This window comes from Acinetobacter sp. Q85-2 (assembly GCF_013420555.1).
Classification (GTDB): Bacteria; Pseudomonadota; Gammaproteobacteria; order Pseudomonadales; family Moraxellaceae; genus Acinetobacter; species Acinetobacter indicus.
Genome location: NZ_VOXW01000035.1, coordinates 1 through 17,140, shown reverse-complemented (window position 1 = coordinate 17,140; position 17,140 = coordinate 1). Strand labels below are relative to the sequence as shown.

Annotated in this window: 13 protein-coding genes, 2 pseudogenes and 1 other annotated feature; of the genes and pseudogenes, 7 read left to right on the top strand and 8 right to left on the bottom strand. The window is 48.5% G+C overall.

The features are described from left to right. The first annotated feature begins 111 nt into the window (after positions 1–111). Positions 112–1,365 (top strand): annotated as a pseudogene (locus FTT68_RS13685) (IS3 family transposase). After that, positions 407–523, top strand: a sequence feature (AL1L pseudoknot). (Overlaps the previous pseudogene by 117 nt.) Positions 1,366–1,882: 517 nt before the next feature. Here the strand turns inward: FTT68_RS13685 and FTT68_RS13680 are convergent. The 3 genes and pseudogenes from FTT68_RS13680 to FTT68_RS13670 form a co-directional block, all read right to left on the bottom strand. Further along, positions 1,883–2,719 (bottom strand): aminoglycoside O-phosphotransferase APH(6)-Id, encoded by an 837-nt coding sequence (locus FTT68_RS13680; protein ID WP_000480968.1) that lies wholly within the window; start codon positions 2,717–2,719, stop codon positions 1,883–1,885. Then, on the bottom strand, positions 2,719–3,522 hold the full coding sequence (aph(3'')-Ib, locus tag FTT68_RS13675; RefSeq protein ID WP_001082319.1) for an aminoglycoside O-phosphotransferase APH(3'')-Ib: 804 nt from the start codon (positions 3,520–3,522) through the stop codon (positions 2,719–2,721). The genes FTT68_RS13680 and aph(3'')-Ib overlap by 1 nt, the downstream gene beginning before the upstream one ends. Positions 3,523–3,587: 65 nt before the next feature. Beyond that, positions 3,588–4,227: pseudogene (locus FTT68_RS13670) on the bottom strand (recombinase family protein). Between the two features lie 125 nt (positions 4,228–4,352). Here FTT68_RS13670 and FTT68_RS13665 point away from each other — a divergent pair. The 3 genes from FTT68_RS13665 to FTT68_RS13655 are packed head-to-tail and all read left to right on the top strand — an operon-like array spanning position 4,353 to position 7,949. Next, the gene (locus tag FTT68_RS13665; RefSeq protein ID WP_001138082.1) at positions 4,353–7,238 is read left to right on the top strand and encodes a Tn3 family transposase; all 2,886 of its coding nucleotides are present in this window, start codon (positions 4,353–4,355) and stop codon (positions 7,236–7,238) included. Positions 7,239–7,291: 53 nt separating this feature from the next. Beyond that, the gene (locus FTT68_RS14165; protein WP_223231885.1) at positions 7,292–7,426 is read left to right on the top strand and encodes a phenol hydroxylase subunit; all 135 of its coding nucleotides are present in this window, start codon (positions 7,292–7,294) and stop codon (positions 7,424–7,426) included. A gap of 37 nt (positions 7,427–7,463) precedes the next feature. Next, positions 7,464–7,949, top strand: coding sequence for a hypothetical protein (locus tag FTT68_RS13655; protein WP_006581703.1), 486 nt, complete (start codon positions 7,464–7,466; stop codon positions 7,947–7,949). Between the two features lie 196 nt (positions 7,950–8,145). Here FTT68_RS13655 and FTT68_RS13650 read toward each other — a convergent pair. Further along, a protein-coding gene (locus FTT68_RS13650) for an IS4-like element ISAba1 family transposase (RefSeq protein WP_085940648.1) occupies positions 8,146–9,236 on the bottom strand; the annotation gives its coding sequence in 2 pieces (ribosomal slippage) (positions 8,146–8,696 and positions 8,696–9,236; 1,092 coding nt in all). A gap of 89 nt (positions 9,237–9,325) precedes the next feature. Between FTT68_RS13650 and sul2 the strand changes: the two genes are divergently transcribed. From sul2 to FTT68_RS13635, 3 genes are all read left to right on the top strand, one after another. Continuing rightward, positions 9,326–10,141, top strand: a complete 816-nt coding sequence (sul2, locus tag FTT68_RS13645) for a sulfonamide-resistant dihydropteroate synthase Sul2 (protein WP_001043260.1) — start codon at positions 9,326–9,328, stop codon at positions 10,139–10,141. Positions 10,142–10,227: 86 nt separating this feature from the next. Further along, the gene (locus FTT68_RS13640) at positions 10,228–10,476 is read left to right on the top strand and encodes a phosphoglucosamine mutase (RefSeq protein ID WP_071830581.1); all 249 of its coding nucleotides are present in this window, start codon (positions 10,228–10,230) and stop codon (positions 10,474–10,476) included. A gap of 61 nt (positions 10,477–10,537) precedes the next feature. Then, positions 10,538–11,002: an ATP-binding protein gene (locus FTT68_RS13635; RefSeq protein WP_071830580.1), complete on the top strand. Its 465-nt coding sequence runs from the start codon at positions 10,538–10,540 to the stop codon at positions 11,000–11,002. Positions 11,003–11,075: 73 nt separating this feature from the next. On the opposite strand, the gene mph is transcribed toward FTT68_RS13635, so the two are convergent. The 4 genes from mph to estT all read right to left on the bottom strand — a co-directional run bounded on the left by mph (position 11,076) and on the right by estT (position 16,461). Further along, positions 11,076–11,963, bottom strand: coding sequence for an Mph(E)/Mph(G) family macrolide 2'-phosphotransferase (gene mph, locus FTT68_RS13630; protein ID WP_071830579.1), 888 nt, complete (start codon positions 11,961–11,963; stop codon positions 11,076–11,078). Positions 11,964–12,636: 673 nt separating this feature from the next. Then, positions 12,637–14,130 carry an IS91-like element ISVsa3 family transposase gene (locus FTT68_RS13620; RefSeq protein ID WP_180175424.1) on the bottom strand — a complete coding sequence of 498 codons (1,494 nt, stop codon included), beginning with the start codon at positions 14,128–14,130 and terminating at the stop codon, positions 12,637–12,639. Positions 14,131–14,468: 338 nt separating this feature from the next. Then, positions 14,469–15,626, bottom strand: coding sequence for a tetracycline-inactivating monooxygenase Tet(X4) (locus FTT68_RS13615; protein WP_094309310.1), 1,158 nt, complete (start codon positions 15,624–15,626; stop codon positions 14,469–14,471). Then, positions 15,616–16,461 (bottom strand): macrolide hydrolase EstT, encoded by an 846-nt coding sequence (gene estT / locus FTT68_RS13610; RefSeq protein WP_164538741.1) that lies wholly within the window; start codon positions 16,459–16,461, stop codon positions 15,616–15,618. The genes FTT68_RS13615 and estT overlap by 11 nt, the downstream gene beginning before the upstream one ends. Between the last annotated feature and the right edge of the window lie 679 nt (positions 16,462–17,140).

The following is a 17,140-nucleotide window of genomic DNA, read 5'->3' as shown; positions in this document are numbered from 1 at the left end:
AATACCAGCGCACAGCCCAAAGAATGATTTCGCCCTGAAAATGCCGACCATGGAAAGGATTCATATGCTGCACCTTTAGCTAAAACAGTCTTCAGCTTACCATTCGTGGTTATTTGCAACAGTGCCGTAAAATATACCCCTGAAATCAGAGAAAGAGCGGTTCAATTATTGATTGAATCCGAGAAAGATTATCCATCGAATTGGGCTGCGATCACCGCTATTGCTCCCTGAGCAGTATACTGCGCAAGGGTTGTACTCCTGAAACACTACGTGTTTGGTATCAAAAATATTTAGATAAACAAAATCCAGTTAAAGTACAGCAGCTTTCAGACCAAGAACGTATCAAACAACTCGAACGCGAAAATAAAGAACTGCAACGCGCCAATGAAATTCTACGTAAAGCAGCCGCTTTTTTCGCCCAGGCGGAGCTCGACCGCCCACACAAATAATGGTGGATTTTATCCATAATAATAAAGAGCTGTACGGAGTCGAGGCGATTTGTAGAATTTTACCGATCGCACCTTCAACCTATTACCGGACTCTAGATCTCTGTGAAAATCCAGAACATCGAGCAAAGCGAGATTTACATGACTTGCATCATGCTGAGGAGATTAAACGAATTTGGAAGGAAAGTTCAGGTCGGTATGGTGTACGTAAAGTCTGGCAAAAACTGAAACGTGAAGGCTATATTATTGCGCGCTGTACTGTTGCTCGATTAATGCAAAAGCTAGGTATAAAAGGTGTTTGGCGTGGTAAGAACAAACAAACCACCCGTAGCCGAGATGATCAAAAACGAGCGGATGACTTGGTAAAACGTAATTTTACTGCTGATCGACCTGACCCTTGCGAAGCAATGCTTCTCAGGTCAGTGACTTTACGTATATTCAAACAAATTCAGGCTGGGTTTATACTGCATTTATTATTGATGTGTTCTCACGAGCAATTGTTGGATGGAAAGTATCGACACGGATGAATACAGATATGGTGCTCGATGCATTGGAGCAAGCATTGCATGATCGAGGCATGCCAAAGAATGTGATTCATCATTCCGACAGAGGTGTGCAATATCTTTCCATTCGCTATACCAATCGTTTAGAAGCAGCAAATTTACGAGCATCAGTCGGTACGACTGGTGATTCATACGATAATGCTTTGGCTGAAACGGTGAATGGCTTATACAAAACAGAGGTGATTGAATATCTAAAAGCAGATTGGCAAGGTTTAGCGGATGTACAACTTGCGACACTAAATTGGGTAGATTGGTTCAATAAAGAGCGTGTACATAGTGCACTAGGTTATGTATCACCTTTTGATTTTGAAGCAATGTACTATGATAAGATTAACCCGTTAGGTCAGGTGGCCTAACTTAAATAAAAAACTCTCCGACAAACCCGGTACGGTTCAGTTGATTGAATTATAGGGGCTATCAATGCGAGTTGGAAAATCAAAAAAAGAAGCTTTGGCTTCTTTTTTTTTTGATCATCTATAAGTGCTTATACAACTGAGAAAATATAAAACACTTGAGAATTTTCTTAAGTCATACATTGTGACTTAAGAATTTGATAAAGAACATTGTATGAAATAAAAAAGAGAAAATCATAAATATTTGAAAAATAATAATAAATAAAATTGGCATGCAAGTTGCAATAATCTTATGGAGAATATGAGGATTTTGGTATGCAGCAACTCAATGTAGAACAGCCTCCTTGCTTTATTCATGTTACAGGGACTCAGCGTGACAAATATATCGAATTTGAATTTTCGATAGGTGATCCAGGGGTCGTTTGCGGGAGAGGGCGAAATCCTACGCTAAGGCTTTGGCCAACGATATTCTCCGGTAAGATTGATGTGTTCCCAGGGGATAGGAGAAGTCGCTTGATATCTAGTATGACGTCTGTCGCACCTGCTTGATCGCGGCCGCGATAGCTAGATCGCGTTGCTCCTCTTCTCCATCCGCGTTCCAAGCTGCGGAAAGGCACCCATAAGCGTACGCCTGGTCGAGCAGGCGACGCGGATCGACGTCCAGCGCACGAGAGAATGCGTCCGCCATCTGTGCAATGCGTCTAGGATCGAGACAAAGGTCGTCTCTGTCAGCCGGATCGTAGAACATATTGGCGGCGCCAAAGCCCACTTCACCGACCAGACCGACGGGATCTATCACCAGCCAGCCGCGACTGGAGAACATGATGTTTTCATGATGCAGATCGCCATGTAGCCCACGCAGTTCCGAGGCATTGCTCATCATTTGATCGGCTATAATCGCCGCGTGGACGTAGTCAGTTTGACAACCTGCGTTTTGATCATCGCGCGCCCGCTGAAACAAAGCTGCAAAGCGATCCCGGATCGGGAGAAGGGCAGAAGGCAGGGGTTCCTCAGATGCGGCATACAGCTTCGCCATTAGTTCCGCTGCAATTTCGGTCGCCTGGTAGTCGCCGTGCTCGGCAACGATGTGAGAGAGCATTCGCTCCCCGGCATATTCGAGCAACATCAGATTGTTCTCACGACCGAGCAACCGGACTGCTCCCCTCCCATTGCGCCATACCAGATAGTCGGCCCCGCGCAGTTCATCAGCAATGTCTTCTATAGGTTTCAATCCCTTGACGATTGCAGGAGTCCCGTCTGGCAATGAAACTTTCCAAACGAGGCTGGAAAAGGTGTCCGCAATGAGAACAGGTTGCGAAACGTGCCAATGAGCAGGAAAAACAGGCGGCATGAACATCAACCCCAAGTCAGAGGGTCCAATCGCAGATAGAAGGCAAGGCGTTCGCGGTCGGGGGCTTCGATCCCCAATACATTGAATAGGACAGCGAAGGCGCGCTCTGCTTCATCTGGCGCTGCCCAGTTCTCTTCGGCGTTAGCAATCATGAGTGCCAAATCGGCATAGCGATCTGCTGTTCCGAGCCGCCCAAGGTCGATCAGACCCGTGCATTGAAGAGTTTTAGGGTCCACCATGAAGTTCGGCATGCAGGGATCACCATGGCAAACAACCATATCGGTGCGCTCTTGGTCGAGCCGCACCGGTAGCTCTCGTTCGACACGAGCCAAAAGATCGAGCTGCGGCGTACTCTTGTCCTCGTCCGGTAAGAAGTCGGGATTGACGGCATTGCGGGACACCACATCAACGGCGCGTCCGAACATTCGCGACAGCCTGCGCTCAAACGGACATTGATCAACCGATAGGCTGTGAACAGCGCCAAGTTGCTGCCCCATTGACGGCCACGCTTTGAGCAAATCCGCTCCAGACAGATCAGCCGCCGGTACTCCCGGAATTGCCGTTATCACCAAGCATGCACCCTCCTGTTCCTCCTGCCAGTTGATCACCTCGGGGCAAGCCACACCTCGACCTTTGAGCCAAATGAGGCGGTCACGCTCTCCAGCGAGCTCACCGCGGCGGGAAGCAGGTGCGATTTTCGCGAAGGCATGCCCGTCACCACGTCGAAAAACAAAATCACCAGATTCTCCGCCTCTGACAGGCAACCAGTCAGAATGCGATTCACCAAAAAAAATATTAGTTCGATTCAATGGAGGTTCCTTCAGTTTTCTGATGAAGCGCGGAGGTGGCTCAACCTGCGAAAAGAAACGAGTTGCTACGTAAGTCCGAGAACATGCTTTCCATGGTCTCTGAGCTCGCCTTTGGGACCGACATATCGGTAGAGAGTGACGCGCTCGATGCCGAGTTCCTTGCAGAGATCGGAAACTGAAGTATCGCGCTGGGCCATGGCGGCTTGCGCGAGACGCACCTGAGCTTTGGTGAGCGCGAATTTTCGTCCGCCCTTGCGACCGCGCGCTCTCGCGGAGGCGAGACCCGCCATGGTGCGCTCTCGGATCAGATCCCGCTCGAACTCGGCCAAGGTGGCGAAGATTCCGAACACCATGCGACCGGACGCAGTCGTGGTGTCGATCTGAGCGCCCTTTCCAGTCAGAACCCGCAGGCCGATCTTGCGGTCTGACAGCTCCTTCACCGTGTTGACCAGATGGGCAAGCGATCGTCCGAGGCGATCGAGCTTCCAGACCACCAGCACATCGCCGTCACGCAATGACTTGAGGCAGGCAGTCAAGCCAGGGCGATCATCACGACCGCCGGAAGCAAGATCATCATAGATATTGTCCCGTTCGATGTCAATGGCCATTAACACGTTCGACACCTGCGGCGCGCAAGGCGTCGTGCTGCAGGTCGAGAGACTGCGAGCCATCGGCTTTGGAGACGCGGGCATATCCGATCAGCATGTATCACAAACGTTGGTTTGAGGCGGCGCTTCGGCCACGATTGCATTGACCTCTGGAAATGTATCTCAACCAGCTTCATAAACAAAGCGTCTTGAACGCTATCAGATTTTGAAAAAGGAACATGTATGCCGCGTCGCGTCACTCTAACCGATCGGCAGAAAGACGCGCTGTTGCGCTTGCCGACTTCACAGACGGATTTGCTCAAGCACTATACGCTGAGTGATGAAGACCTTGGGCATATCAGGCTGCGTCGGCGCGCTCACAACAGGTTCGGCTTCGCCCTGCAATTGTGTGTCCTGCGCTATCCCGGCCGGGTGCTGGCTCCAGGCGAACTGATCCCTGCAGAGGTCATCGAATTTATCGGAGCGCAGCTTGGCCTGGGTGCCGACGATCTCGTAGACTATGCTGCCCGCGAGGAAACACGGCACGAGCATCTTGCCGAGTTACGGGGGCTCTACGGCTTCCGCACCTTCTCCGGACGTGGTGCGAGCGAGCTGAAGGAATGGTTGTTCCGAGAAGCCGAGATGGCGGTGTCGAACGAGGATATCGCCCGTCGCTTCGTAGCCGAGTGCCGACGCACCCGCACTGTCCTTCCCGCGACATCCACGATCGAGCGGCTTTGTGCCGCGGCTCTCGTCGATGCCGAGCGACGCATCGAGACGAGGATCGCCAGTCGGCTGCCTATGTCGATCCGAGAACAGTTGCTGGCATTGCTCGAGGAGACGGCTGATGATCGGGTGACCCGTTTTGTGTGGCTGCGCCAGTTCGAGCCTGGCTCGAACTCTTCGTCGGCCAACCGGCTGCTCGACCGGCTCGAATATCTGCAACGCATCGATCTCCCCGAGGATCTGCTTGCCGGCGTTCCTGCCCATCGGGTGACTCGTCTGCGCAGGCAGGGTGAACGGTATTATGCCGACGGCATGCGCGATCTCCCGGAGGACAGGCGGCTTGCGATCTTGGCTGTTTGCGTCTCGGAATGGCAGGCGATGTTGGCCGACGCAGTGGTCGAAACCCACGACCGGATCGTCGGCCGTCTCTACCGTGCTTCGGAGCGTATTTGCCATGCAAAGGTCGCAGACGAAGCGGGGGTGGTGCGTGACACCCTGAAATCCTTCGCCGAGATCGGGGGCGCCCTGGTCGATGCACAGGATGATGGCCAGCCGCTGGGCGATGTCATCGCGAGTGGGTCAGGGTGGGACGGCTTAAAAACCCTTGTTGCAATGGCAACCAGGCTGACCGCCACCATGGCCGACGATCCGCTCAATCATGTGCTCGACGGTTATCACCGCTTCCGCCGATACGCTCCACGCATGTTGCGCCTGCTCGATCTGCGAGCTGCGCCCGTTGCACTGCCGCTTCTGGAAGCGGTGACGGCCCTTCGTACCGGTTTGAACGATGCCGCGATGACCAGCTTCTTGCGGCCCAGCTCGAAATGGCATCGCCACCTTCGGGCCCAGAGGGCTGGCGACGCTCGCCTATGGGAGATCGCGGTGCTGTTCCATCTGCGCGATGCGTTCCGCTCCGGAGATGTCTGGCTTACTAGGTCCCGGCGCTATGGCGATCTGAAACACGCACTCGTTCCGGCACAATCCATCGCGGAAGGCGGTCGTCTCGCTGTGCCATTGCGGCCGGAGGAATGGCTGGCAGACCGGCAAGCTCGCCTCGACATGCGGTTGCGCGAGCTTGGCCGTGCCGCTCGCGCAGGCACGATCCCGGGCGGGTCGATTGAAAACGGCGTTCTGCATATCGAGAAACTCGAAGCCGCCGCGCCGACAGGCGCCGAAGATCTGGTGCTCGATCTCTACAAGCAGATCCCGCCCACGCGCATCACCGATCTCCTGCTGGAGGTGGATGCGGCGACCGGCTTCACCGAAGCGTTCACCCATCTGCGCACAGGAGCACCCTGCGCTGACCGGATCGGGCTAATGAACGTTATCTTGGCGGAAGGGATCAACCTCGGCTTGCGCAAAATGGCGGATGCGACAAACACCCACACCTTCTGGGAATTGATCCGCATTGGACGGTGGCATGTCGAGGGCGAAGCCTATGACCGGGCGCTGGCCATGGTGGTCGAGGCACAGGCAGCGTTACCCATGGCCCGGTTCTGGGGCATGGGCACGTCGGCTTCGAGCGACGGACAGTTCTTCGTCGCTACAGAGCAAGGTGAGGCCATGAACCTGGTCAACGCGAAATATGGCAATACCCCGGGCCTGAAAGCCTATAGCCACGTCTCCGACCAATATGCGCCGTTCGCAACCCAGGTGATTCCTGCAACGGCAAGCGAAGCGCCTTACATCCTCGATGGCCTGCTGATGAACGATGCTGGACGCCATATCCGCGAGCAGTTCACCGACACGGGCGGCTTCACCGATCACGTCTTTGCCGCATGTGCCATTCTCGGCTACCGGTTCGCTCCGCGCATCCGCGACCTGCCATCCAAACGGCTCTACGCGTTCAATCCGTCGGCCGCCCCGGCGCACCTGCGAGCGTTGATCGGCGGAAAGGTCAACCAAGCCATGATCGAGCGCAATTGGCCCGACATCCTGCGCATCGCCGCCACCATTGCTGCCGGGACCGTCGCGCCAAGCCAGATTCTGCGGAAACTCGCCTCCTATCCGCGGCAGAACGAGCTCGCGACAGCCCTGCGGGAAGTCGGTCGCGTCGAGCGCACCCTGTTCATGATCGACTGGATTCTGGATGCCGAACTCCAACGGCGTGCCCAGATCGGGCTCAACAAAGGCGAAGCTCATCATGCGCTGAAGCGGGCAATCAGCTTCCACCGCCGCGGTGAAATCCGCGACCGTTCCGCCGAAGGCCAGCATTACCGCATCGCCGGCATGAATCTGCTCGCCGCCATCATCATCTTCTGGAACACCATGAAGCTCGGCGAGGTCGTTGCAAACCAGAAACGCGATGGAAAGCTGCTATCGCCCGATCTCTTGGCCCATGTTTCGCCGCTCGGATGGGAACACATCAATCTCACCGGAGAATATCGCTGGCCAAAGCCTTAGCGTAGGATTCCGCCCCCTCCCGCAAACGACCCCATCCAGAGTTAGCTGTAGAAATGATTATGCCAGTCAAGGCTTTTGAAGAATTCTGCGCACACCATCAAGTACAGCACCTAAGTACGGATGATTTTGCAAAGATTGAATATGACCGCATGAAGTGGCGATTTGGACAGGCCGGTATTAGAGAATAAAAACTCTAGTCTTTATTAAAAAATCAGGAAGATTTATATGCAAATTGATATTAAAACATCTTCAGTTAAGCCTTTAAGAAATACTTATGCTTATATTGAAAAAAGATTTGGTGATAAACCAGCTTCACGTTATCAAGAAGCGACCTACGATATTCAGGAAGAAATTAATTTTCATTACAAACCTTTATGGCAGCCTGAATTTGATCTTTACGATAAGGGCCGTACTGTAATCCAAATGAAAGATTGGTACGTGCTTAAAGATCCTCGTCAATTTTATTATGGGGCTTATACCCAAACTCGAGCTAAACAACAAGAGATTTTAGAAAGTAATTTTACGCTTGTTGAAAAACACGATTTATTAAGAAATATTTCTGAAGAAATTCTAAACAAAGTAACGAAATTACTACTCCCACTTTATTGTAAACAAGACATTTTTATCTTTTATATTCAATGGCTTATTTTCCTGCTAATTGGTAATACCATGAAAAATACCATGCTCAGAAAAGGCTTAACAATATTTTGAAAAATTGCCTACTGAGCGCTGCCGCACAGCTCCATAGGCCGCTTTCCTGGCTTTGCTTCCAGATGTATGCTCTTCTGCTCCTGCAGCTAATGGATCACCGCAAACAGGTTACTCGCCTGGGGATTCCCTTTCGACCCGAGCATCCGTATGAGACTCATGCTCGATTATTATTATTATACTCTGTACACGACAAATTTCACAGAACCCTTATCCTATCAGGATTCTGCTTTCTTAAAATTGCCAAAATTTCCTTAAACTCTTCTTTTTTCCCAAAACCAATTAAACGCTGAATCGCCATTTGAACATAGTCTAAACCATAGCGAAATAAACTCATTGAGAGTCGTCCATGCTTCTTTATTTTTATCGCTTTTTTTTGATTATGTTGCCATTCACCCGTTAAGTAACACCAACAGAAGCTTATAGCTAACACCGCAATCAATTTTTTCACTCGTCTAGGGTCTGTCAAGCGCGTATTTTCAAGATTAAACCCGCGTCCTTTGAGACAACTGAATAAGGTTTCAATTTCCCAGCGTAATGCATAATCCTGAATAGCATTGGCATTAAACTGAGGAGAAACGACGAGTAAAAGCTCTCCATTTTCTAACTGTAGTGCACTTATATATAGTTTCACCCGACCAACCAAAATCCGTCGTTTACGACATTCAATTTGACCAACTTTAAGATGGCGAAATAAATCACTAATTTTATGATTCTTTCCTAAATGATTGGTGACAATGAAGTTTTTTTAACACGAATGCAGAAGTTGATGTCTTGTTCAATTAACCATGTAAACCACTGCTCACCGATAAACTCTCTGTCTGCGAACACATTCACAATACGGTCTTTACCAAAAATGGCTATAAAGCGTTGAATCAAAGCAATACGCTCTTTCGTATCTGAATTTCCACGTTTATTAAGCAATGTCCAAAGGATAGGTATCGCTATTCCACGATAAACGATTGCGAGCATCAGGATATTAATATTTCGTTTTCCCCATTTCCAATTGGTTCTATCTAAAGTCAGTTGCACTTGGTCGAATGAAAACATATTGAAAATCAACTGAGAAATTTGACGATAATCAAAATACTGACCTGCAAAGAAGCGCTGCATACGTCGATAAAATGATTGTGGTAAACACTTGATGGGCAAGGCTTTAGATGCAGAAGAAAGATTACATGTTTGCTTTAAAATAATCACAAGCATGATGAGCGCAAAGCACTTTAAATGTGACTTGTTCCATTTTAGAGATTTGTTTAAGATAAGATATAACTCATTGAGATGTGTCATAGTATTCGTCGTTAGAAAACAATTATTGTGACATTATTTCAATGAGTTATCTATTTTTGTCGTGTACAGAGATTATTATAGAAGCCCCCATGAATAAATCGCTCATCATTTTCGGCATCGTCAACATAACCTCGGACAGTTTCTCCGATGGAGGCCGGTATCTGGCGCCAGACGCAGCCATTGCGCAGGCGCGTAAGCTGATGGCCGAGGGGGCAGATGTGATCGACCTCGGTCCGGCATCCAGCAATCCCGACGCCGCGCCTGTTTCGTCCGACACAGAAATCGCGCGTATCGCGCCGGTGCTGGACGCGCTCAAGGCAGATGGCATTCCCGTCTCGCTCGACAGTTATCAACCCGCGACGCAAGCCTATGCCTTGTCGCGTGGTGTGGCCTATCTCAATGATATTCGCGGTTTTCCAGACGCTGCGTTCTATCCGCAATTGGCGAAATCATCTGCCAAACTCGTCGTTATGCATTCGGTGCAAGACGGGCAGGCAGATCGGCGCGAGGCACCCGCTGGCGACATCATGGATCACATTGCGGCGTTCTTTGACGCGCGCATCGCGGCGCTGACGGGTGCCGGTATCAAACGCAACCGCCTTGTCCTTGATCCCGGCATGGGGTTTTTTCTGGGGGCTGCTCCCGAAACCTCGCTCTCGGTGCTGGCGCGGTTCGATGAATTGCGGCTGCGCTTCGATTTGCCGGTGCTTCTGTCTGTTTCGCGCAAATCCTTTCTGCGCGCGCTCACAGGCCGTGGTCCGGGGGATGTCGGGGCCGCGACACTCGCTGCAGAGCTTGCCGCCGCCGCAGGTGGAGCTGACTTCATCCGCACACACGAGCCGCGCCCCTTGCGCGACGGGCTGGCGGTATTGGCGGCGCTGAAAGAAACCGCAAGAATTCGTTAACTGCACATTCGGGATATTTCTCTATATTCGCGGTTCAGCAGGCATGTCCCCTTTGAGGGCGACCCGACGACAGGATAATCGACCTTATGGTGCGCAAATATTTCGGCACAGACGGTATTCGTGGCAAAGCCAACGAAGGCGCGATGACGGCGGAAACCGCCTTGCGCGTCGGCATGGCGGCTGGCCGTGTCTTTCGTCGCGGTGACCACCGCCATCGTGTCGTGATCGGCAAGGATACGCGCCTGTCGGGCTATATGCTTGAACCCGCGCTCACAGCCGGTTTCACCTCGATGGGCATGGACGTATTCCTTTTTGGCCCGCTGCCGACAACGTAATAGGAAGAATAAACGCCCTTTTCACCCAAGTCCAAATTAATTTGCCGATTCCATAATCAGGGTGTATTACAATTCCATAGAGTTTTTCAATCCAGGTGGTTTAGCTGATAACTTAACGATTGATCAGCTTCTTCGTGAAGATTACTCGCCATGGGCGCGCAATAAAAGGATATCTGCCACGTTCAAAGAAGCGCATTTTATTGAAAAATATGGGTCAGGCATCAAACGAATCCAAGAAGGCTTCGCATCCTATGGTCTGCGTCCCCCTGTCTTTGAAAATTTCCAGCACGGTTTTCGAGTTATTGTCTCATCAAAGCTACTTTTCGAATCTAATGAGGGAGTAAGTGAGGGAGTAAATCTACTATTTAATCAGATAAGAACTAATCCAGGAAAGCGTGCACCATTTTTAGTAAACGAGCTATTAGTTCCTGTCAAGATAGTAGAGCGGTGGCTCAAAATCTTAAGAGATGATCATAAAATCGAGTTTCGAGGAGCTCCTAAAAGTGGAGGATACTGGCTAAAATAGAAATCAATGATACTCTTAAGTGGCACCAATCGAACTCCTATTTTAGCATTTAAAAAAGTATCCTCACATCATTTTATTGAACAATACCTAAGGCTGCTCTGGCGGCATTGATATGATTATCGTCGTTGCACTCTACCGCAAAAGCGCCATATGCTAATGGAGCTGCAGCAGCCCTCTCTATAGATTGTTCGTAGAGCCTATCCCATATCGTTCCGCCTTGTTTAGCATACTCCGTTATCAAACTCTTCAGGCTATCCTCTCCAAAAACCGATACGTGACCAGAAAAGTCCAGTGCAGGATCACCCATATGCGCAGTAGACCAATCTATGATACCAGAGGTCTTACCTTCCTTCGAGGTTAAGACATGCCCTGCATAGAGATCGCCATGGATGAAACAAGTGAATTCAGGCCACAAAGGGTCATTGTCCAACCATCTACGGTATCTGTTTTCCAACGGCTCGCTGATACCTATCTCAGATTTCACCAAGTGGATACGGTCAGCTATTTCGGTCCTCAATTCACTTGGAGTCATTATTTTCAAGTTGCTCTTTCTCACATCGTCAGCTGTAATACGATGTAATTCGGCCAATGATTTTGCCAGAGACTCCACATAAGCTATGCTATCGCGATCTATGTTCCAAGAAACCTCATGTGTTATCGCATCGAATGTCAGAGCAGGCGCATCCTCCAGTAAAGGGTAGGCTATTAGGCGCTCCGATACAATTTTCCAATCAGGGACATTGATCGACAGGTTTCTTTTGGCTAAATCCAATATTCTACTTTCATTTTCGATTTGTTCAAGCATATCGCTTCTTCGAGGTATACGGAGTACCCAGTTCTCACCGTTTACTTCCTTTACAAAGGCAACTCTAAAGTCGATGCCCATCTCATTGACGCTCATCTCTTCCGAAATTCTCAGCCCATGCTCTAGGGCTAATGTTTGCATATCTTCGATTGTCATTTCTATACTGTTTTCTTTTATTAAATTGGTACCAGTTCCCCCGACAGGACATTCTGAATGTCATATACAGGTGTAACACTTTACCCATATTCTTTTCGTATGGATAACACTTCCCATCAGGGAACAAAAATCTGATACATGAATTAATTGTGAGACAGTAGACCTACTGTCGCATTGAAGCCATCTCGGCGACTATTTGATTAGGAAAACCAAGGCTTTGCCATCATAGCCTTATCATAGAAGTATAACATAGTTGTAAAGATAGAAAATTATTTTTTATTCATCCATGATGTTATTATTTTATAATAACATCATCTAAACATGTCCTGTCGCTCTTTTGTGCTGTGATATTTCATACCTATTAACTGCTTTCGTTTGAATTATACGACGTTCTACTCACAATAGGGCAAGGGTTACTCATTCCGTAGGATGCGGTTCACGTATAGGAAGAATAAACGCCCTTTTCACCCAAGTCCAACAGCTTTGGACCGCAGTTGACTCTTTCGACACCCCTGCGATGCAACCCAATCCGGCTGACGGGGAGCCAGCAACGCTGAAAATTTACCCTCCTCTTTCCCACTAGCGGCTCCTTTTCCGACAACCAGCACGGCGGATCCCTGCCGCGGCGCTGTGAACGCAGCATTTTGATTGGTATCGTTGGCCTTCAGGCTCGTCAGTCAAACAGACCCAGGAGCAGCTCAGCCGGTGGCGCCCGGCTTTCGGGTAACGCCCTGGTCCCGCTGGTTTCGGCTTTGTGCTTCAGGTGATCAAGGATCTGCTTGATCACTATAGGGTCTTCAATGCAGGCGATGACTTTCATGGCGCCGCCGCAGCCGCTGCAGGTCTCGATGTCGATATTGAAAACACGCTTGAGCCGTTGCGCCCATGTCATCGACGCTCGCCGTTGTGCTGGTGTTGCCGGTTCATCAGCCACCCTGACCTTGTTGCCCCTGCCCCGTTTTGCCGGCGTGACCAACGCCCGGTGCCGACTGTTGGGTGCGAACACCCCGTGGAAGCGGGTTAGGTTGACTCTGGGCTTCGGTACCAGGGCGGCCAGCCTTGCAATGAAATCCAATGGTTCGAAAATGACGTGCGTGGTGCCGTCCCGGTACGGCGTCTTGAGCTGGTAGCGCACGTTGCCGCCTCGTGTTAACGACAGCCGCTTCTCGGATACCGCCGGGCGGCTGATGTACCGGCACAGCCGTTCGAGCTTCTTGCGTTCATCGGCCCTGGCCGCCACGCCGGCGTGCAGGCTGGACCCGGCTACCTTGCCAATCCCGTCACCGAACGGATCACCACTGGTCGGCAGAGTTTGCAAAGTGAACACCTTTCGCCCCGCCTGTGAACCGACAGCGATACGGTAAGTGATCGAGTGCCCCAGCAGGGGTGTCATCGGGTCGTCATCCACCGCATCCGAGGCCAGATAGCTGTTTTCGACATCCCGTTCCAGCAGGCCTTGCCGTTCCAGATAGCGACCCACCCGGTGGGCGATGGTGTGCGTCAGCTGGGTGAGCTCTGGGCTGGTCGGCGCCTTGACCCAGCGGAAACGCGCTGAGCCGTGGGATTGCTCGACATACACACCGTCGAGAAACAGCATGTGGAAGTGAACATTCAGATTGAGCGCCGATCCAAAACGCTGGATCAGGGTGAGCGCGCCCGTCTTGGCCACTTGGTGGGTATGGCCCGCTTTCTTGACCAGGTGCGTGGCAATGACGCGGTAAACGATGCCCAGCACCCACCCCATGATCTCGGGCCGGCTGGCAAACAGGAAACGCAGCTGAAACGGGAAGCTCAACACCCACTGACGCATGGGTTGTTCAGGCAGTACTTCATCAACCAGCAAGGCGGCACTTTCGGCCATCCGCCGCGCCCCACAGCTCGGGCAGAAACCGCGACGCTTACAGCTGAAAGCGACCAGGTGCTCGGCGTGGCAAGACTCGCAGCGAACCCGTAGAAAGCCATGCTCCAGCCGCCCGCATTGGAGAAATTCTTCAAATTCCCGTTGCACATAGCCCGGCAATTCCTTTCCCTGCTCTGCCATAAGCGCAGCGAATGCCGGGTAATACTCGTCAACGATCTGATAGAGAAGGGTTTGCTCGGGTCGGTGGCTCTGGTAACGACCAGTATCCCGATCCCGGCTGGCCGTCCTGGCCGCCACATGAGGCATGTTCCGCGTCCTTGCAATACTGTGTTTACATACAGTCTATCGCTTAGCGGAAAGTTCTTTTACCCTCAGCCGAAATGCCTGCCGTTGCTAGACATTGCCAGCCAGTGCCCGTCACTCCCACTCAATAGTTGGCACAAAGTCCTATTCTAGGCACTACCATTACTTTACAACGCCTGAAGAAAAGAGGATATGTTTCCTTAACTGAATTACATTTACAACTTAACCCATCTCTTTGCGAACCGCCGAGTACGTGACCCGTACGCTCGGTGGTGTGAGAGGCGCACTCCGTCAGTTACTGGCGGAGCCGTCTACTCGATTATGTGCCGTTTTATTCCATTTTATACATTTAACAATTGCTGAAACGTAAAGTCGGGTTTAAACATTTCAATTTCGTTTTGAGTTGATTCTTCTTGTGCTTCTTTGCCATAGATAAACATTTGCTGTTCATAATTTTCAATAGCCTCTTCAATGCTGTTAAATTTCCCATTGGTCAGATTATCCGACAATATCAAGGCATCCATCAACCCGCTGTTTACGCCTTGTCCTGCAAAAGGAGGCATCAAATGAGCAGCATCTCCAATCATCGTTATGGGTAATGGACGCTTACTTTTCCAAGACTTACCTAAGGGAAATATTCGTGTCGCTAACCCTACAAAAGATGATGTCACACGAATCAGTTCTTTGTAGCGTTCGTCCCAATCGGAAAATTCTTTCAGAAGAAAATCAACGACACTATTTCTGTTTTGAAAATCTACCTGCGTTTGGTTTTTCCATTCATCAGGTGTTTTAAAACTTATTCCAAAATGCAATGCACCATTATTATTAGGATTCGCAAATAATAAATTACCTTGATGAGCAGCCATTAGCCGGTTTCCATTGCATAGCTGAAAAAATCCAGGACAGTTCACCTCTGGATGATGAATATCGGCTTGTATATTGAAAGTACCTGTTTCTTCAACTTCCGTGTCGGTAACAAATTTTCTTACTTTAGACATTCCACCATTGGCAATAATAACCAGATCTGCTGTTTCACTCGGTTTATTCTCAAAAGTTAGTGTCCACTTCTTCTTACCAGGTTCAAGCATAACAAGTTTTCTATCCCAAATAACCGTGTCGTTTTCTAAACTATTCAACAAGATAGCCCTTAAGTCATTTCTGTTTATTTCAGGATTGTCAAATCGATTTTCGGGCTTTACATTTTTTGTGGATAAAATATTGCCTTTTTCATCAGCAATATTTACACCCATTGGTAAGGCTAAGTCATAATAAGTTTGTAACAATCCCGCTTTTTTCATTGCTTCCTGACCTGAACCTTTGTGTAGGTCAAGGGTTCCACCAAAAATTCTTGCCTCTCGGTCGTTGTCTCTTTCGTAAACTGAAACGTCTATGCCGTTTTGCTGTAATAATTTTGCCATAGTCAGTCCAACGGGTCCACCACCAATTATTGCAACGTTCTTATCACTAAGTAAATTCATTTGTTTTTCTTTATTGCTCATTTATATGTTTTTCAATTCCGTCAATTATTGTTGTCCAATCTTCAAAGTGCAATTCGTGTCCTGTTCCTTCAAGAGTAATTAATTTCGTATTTTGTATTTTCTCAATTAATACACCAGCGTTTTTATAGTGCCAAATTTTGTCATCTGTTCCGTGAATTATCAAGGTTGGTTGATTTACTTCATTTAGTCTATTCCAATATTCTTCACTACCTTGCAATGTAGCGTGATTGAACATACTTATATAATTGTTTGCTCTATTGAACTCAGCTCTTATCAGCTTTTCACTTCTTTGTTTATCAAATTGTTTCTTGCCGCACATTAATTCTGCACCCTGAATTAAATAGTTTACCACACTGTCTTCATTTGACCAATCGACTGTGCCTGCTTTACCATGGAAATCTAAAATACGTGTGTCCATCTCAGGAATAGTTGGGTCCGAGTCTCCCCAAGGGCCTGTAGACATAAGTGTTAATGAGCTAACTCTATCGGCAAACTTTATAGCTGCTATTTGTGTAATTAGCCCACCTAATGACATACCCACAAAATGTGCTTTGTCTATTTCATAGCCGTCCAAAATTGCAATGGCATCATTTGTTAAGTCAACAATGTCGTATGGTGCTGAACCCGGCTCATAATTAGTGGATTTTCCTACATCTCTGTTGTCGTAACGAATAACAAAAAATCCTTTTTCAGATAATTGTTGGCAAAATTCAGTGTCCCAATACAGCATTGATACGGTTGCACCTGCTACCAAAAGGATTGCTGGATTTTTCTTATTTCCAAAACTTTCCGTACAGAGTTCAATGCCGTTTGTTTTAATTATTTTCTCTTTCATTTCTGTTTTCCTTTGTTTGCAACTGATTATTATCAGTCCTAAAATTAATATCCAAAGTAGTTTTTTTTTCATTTATCAATGTTTAACTGTTATGCTGGTATCTTTCACAATGCCCGCTAACTTATATATATACGAAACATTCTACTCTATTTCATACCCATATGGCAAGATAGGCGAATGTTTTTACTATTTTATTTCGCATTTTGAATTTCTCAAATATAAAAATTATTTTAACATTTTAGTACTTATAGTGCTTAATTATTTATGTTTCAAATCTTATGAAATCATATAATATATAAAAATATATGTATATATAAATATATTAAAGTTGTGTCAAATGTTAAAATTTAAAATTAACAGAAAAAGGAGTTTATAGTTAGTAAAAAATTTATAACTTGGGTTTTGAAAAAGAAAATCCATGAAAAAGAAATTAATTTATATGTCGATAGCGACCTTTGCTATCGCACAGAGTTCTATTGCTCAGAACCTTGATTTACAGACACCAGCAAACAATCTTAAGCAACAAATTTCATCAATATTTCCTATTGACGTATAGGAAGAATAAACGCCCTTTTCACCCAAGTCCAACAGCTTTGGACCGCAGTTGACTCTTTCGACACCCCTGCGATGCAACCCAATCCGGCTGACGGGGAGCCAGCAACGCTGAAAATTTACCCTC

What these genes read in the sequence shown, in the direction of transcription:
- FTT68_RS13680 (WP_000480968.1), bottom strand. Translation starts at nt 2,719, where the DNA reads ATGTTCATGCCGCCTGTTTTTCCTGCTCATTGGCACGTTTCGCAACCT.
- FTT68_RS13665 (WP_001138082.1), top strand. Translation starts at nt 4,353, where the DNA reads ATGCCGCGTCGCGTCACTCTAACCGATCGGCAGAAAGACGCGCTGTTG.
- FTT68_RS14165 (WP_223231885.1), top strand. Translation starts at nt 7,292, where the DNA reads ATGATTATGCCAGTCAAGGCTTTTGAAGAATTCTGCGCACACCATCAA.
- FTT68_RS13655 (WP_006581703.1), top strand. Translation starts at nt 7,464, where the DNA reads ATGCAAATTGATATTAAAACATCTTCAGTTAAGCCTTTAAGAAATACT.
- sul2 (WP_001043260.1), top strand. Translation starts at nt 9,326, where the DNA reads ATGAATAAATCGCTCATCATTTTCGGCATCGTCAACATAACCTCGGAC.
- FTT68_RS13640 (WP_071830581.1), top strand. Translation starts at nt 10,228, where the DNA reads ATGGTGCGCAAATATTTCGGCACAGACGGTATTCGTGGCAAAGCCAAC.
- mph (WP_071830579.1), bottom strand. Translation starts at nt 11,963, where the DNA reads ATGACAATCGAAGATATGCAAACATTAGCCCTAGAGCATGGGCTGAGA.
- FTT68_RS13620 (WP_180175424.1), bottom strand. Translation starts at nt 14,130, where the DNA reads ATGCCTCATGTGGCGGCCAGGACGGCCAGCCGGGATCGGGATACTGGT.
- FTT68_RS13615 (WP_094309310.1), bottom strand. Translation starts at nt 15,626, where the DNA reads ATGAGCAATAAAGAAAAACAAATGAATTTACTTAGTGATAAGAACGTT.
- estT (WP_164538741.1), bottom strand. Translation starts at nt 16,461, where the DNA reads ATGAAAGAGAAAATAATTAAAACAAACGGCATTGAACTCTGTACGGAA.